This window comes from Nocardioides sp., from assembly GCF_031397825.1.
Taxonomy (GTDB): Bacteria; Actinomycetota; Actinomycetes; order Propionibacteriales; family Nocardioidaceae; genus Nocardioides.
The window spans coordinates 1-2,255 of record NZ_JANNML010000131.1; the positions used below are offsets into that span (position 1 = coordinate 1).

Annotated in this window: 3 protein-coding genes and 1 pseudogene; all 4 read right to left on the reverse strand. The window is 72.5% G+C overall.

Features of this window, described 5'->3' with window-relative positions; translation table 11 throughout:
• Positions 1-317, reverse strand: a 317-nt coding sequence (locus RMN98_RS11490; protein WP_309648952.1) for a glycine betaine ABC transporter substrate-binding protein, incomplete at its 3' end; no start/stop codon positions are given.
• Between the two features lie 16 nt (positions 318-333).
• Positions 334-1,062 (reverse strand): ABC transporter permease, encoded by a 729-nt coding sequence (locus tag RMN98_RS11495; protein WP_309648953.1) that lies wholly within the window; start codon positions 1,060-1,062, stop codon positions 334-336.
• Complete coding sequence (locus RMN98_RS11500; protein ID WP_309648954.1) at positions 1,059-1,733, reverse strand: ABC transporter permease; 675 nt, start codon at positions 1,731-1,733, stop codon at positions 1,059-1,061. The genes RMN98_RS11495 and RMN98_RS11500 overlap by 4 nt, the downstream gene beginning before the upstream one ends.
• A pseudogene (locus tag RMN98_RS11505) lies at positions 1,730-2,255 on the reverse strand (ABC transporter ATP-binding protein); the annotation flags it as partial. The pseudogene RMN98_RS11505 and the gene RMN98_RS11500, both read right to left, overlap by 4 nt.

Here is a 2,255-nt window from a genome sequence, read left to right on the forward strand (position 1 = left end):
CGCAGCACGCCGGTGTACTCCGGCAGGATGTCGATGGAGCCGTCCTCGATGGCGGGGATGTAGACCTCGCGGCTGCCGATGTTGAGCCGCGTCGAGGCCTCGACACCGGCGCCGTTGAGCGCACCGGCGTAGATCTCGGCCAGCAGGGCGTTCTCGGGGAAGTTCGCCGACCCGACGACGACCTCGCCGGAGGACGAGCCCGAGTCGCCGGAGTCGCCCGAGCTGTCGGACTCCAGGGCGTCGTCGCCACCACCGCAGCCGGCGAGGCCGAGCAGGGCGACCGTCGTGAGCGAGGCGATCAAGGGAGTGCGCTTCATTGGATCGTGCCTTTCGTCAGGACCCCGAGGTCCGAAGGGTTGTACGGACGGACGTCCTTCTCCCGGCCGCTTTGCCGGAGAGTCCAGGGGAGACCACGAGCCGCTGCAGCAGCGACGCGACGAGGTCGACGGTGAGGGCCAGCGCGGCGACGAGCAGCGCGCCGCTGGCCATCTGGGTGTAGTCGCGGACCGACAGGCCGTCGATGAGGTAGCGGCCGAGGCCGCCCAGCCCCACGGTCGCGGCCAGGGTCGCGGTGGCGATGACCTGCAGGGCAGCCGAGCGCAGACCCGAGGCGATCAGCGGCATCGCGCAGGGCACCTCGACGCGCCAGAGCACCTCGGAGCCGGTCATGCCCATGCCCTTCGCGGCGTCGCGGGCAGCGGCGTCGACCTGCTCCACGCCGGCATAGGCGCCGGCGAGGATCGGCGGGATGGCCAGCACCGTCAGGACGATCTCGGTGGGCACCAGCACGCTGGCCTCACCGGAGAGCTGCGGACTGATGAGCATGATGCCGACGAACAGCAGGCCGAGGCTGGGGATGGCGCGAAAGGCGCCGGTGACGTTGACGGCCAGGAAGCGTCCGCGGCCGGTGTGGCCGACGACGAGCCCGAGAGGGACGGCGATCAGCGCCGCGAGCCCGAGCGCGATGCCGGAGTAGAGCAGGTGCTCCCACAGCCGCAGCGGGATACCCTCCCCGCCGCTCCAGTTGGCGCCGTCGCCGAGCCAGGTGATGACGTCGTTCACGCCGGCACCTCCTGCTCGCGCGGTTCACCGGGCGCCGCCGGAGTCCGTTGCCACGGCGTGAGCACCCGGGTGACCAGCACGATGACGAGGTCGAAGAGCAGGGCCAGCAGGACGCAGGCCACGAGGCCGGCGATCACCGGGTCGAGGAAGTTGCGCTGGAAGCCGTCGGTGAACAGCGAGCCGAGCTGGGGGATGCCGATGAGCGCGGCGACGCTGACGATGCTGACGTTGCTGACCGCCGCGACGCGCATGCCGGCCGCGATGACCGGTACGGCGAGCGGCAGCTCGACGGTCAGCAACCGGCGCAGGGCCCCGAAGCCCATGGCCGTGGCCGAGGCACTCACCGACTCGTCGACGGCGGCGAGGGCATCGGCGACCGTGCGGGTCAGGAGCGCCACGGTGTAGATCGTCATGGCCACCACGACGTTGACGGTGTCGAGGATGCGGGTGCCCAGGAACAGCGGCATGAGCACGAAGAGGGCCAGCGAGGGGATCGTGTAGAGCAGGCCGGTGCCGACCACGAGCGGGGTGTAGAGCCAGGACACCCGCCGGGCCGCCCACCCCAGCGGGATCGCGAGAAGCAGTCCGATGACCAGAGGCAGACCGGCCAGCCACGCGTGGTCGAGCGTGTAGGACCCGATGTCGTCGAGGTGGTCCAGCACCCAGGTCATGCCCGTGCCCCCTCCGACGGGGGCCGCGCGGGCTTGCTCAGGGCGGCGACGACCTCCGCGGCGGTCACCGTGCCGAGCAGCACCCCATCGGCATCCACCACGACGCCGCGCCCGCTCGGCGAGGAGAGGGCGGCGTCCAGGAGTGCTCGGGTCGACCCCTCAGCGCGCGCCACCGTGCCGCCGCGGTGAAGGTCGGTCTCCGTGACGGGGCCCGACACGCGCGCGGGCTCGATCCACCCGACCGGGCGTCGTTCGTCGTCGACGACCACGAGCCAGCCGTCGGTCGCGTCGTCGGGGTCGGCGGTGGCGCCGAGGGCCACGGTGGCCTCGTCGCGGGTCGCCACCGGTGGAGCCGGGCGGAACCCCAGGCCCCGGTAGCCGCGGTCGCGGCCCACGAAGTCGGCCACGAAGTCGTCGTGGGGGTCGCCCAGGAGGGTGGCGGGGTCGGCGAGCTGGGCCACCTGCCCGCCCACCCGCAGCACGGCGACCTGGTCGCCGAGCTTCACGGCCTCGTCGATGTCG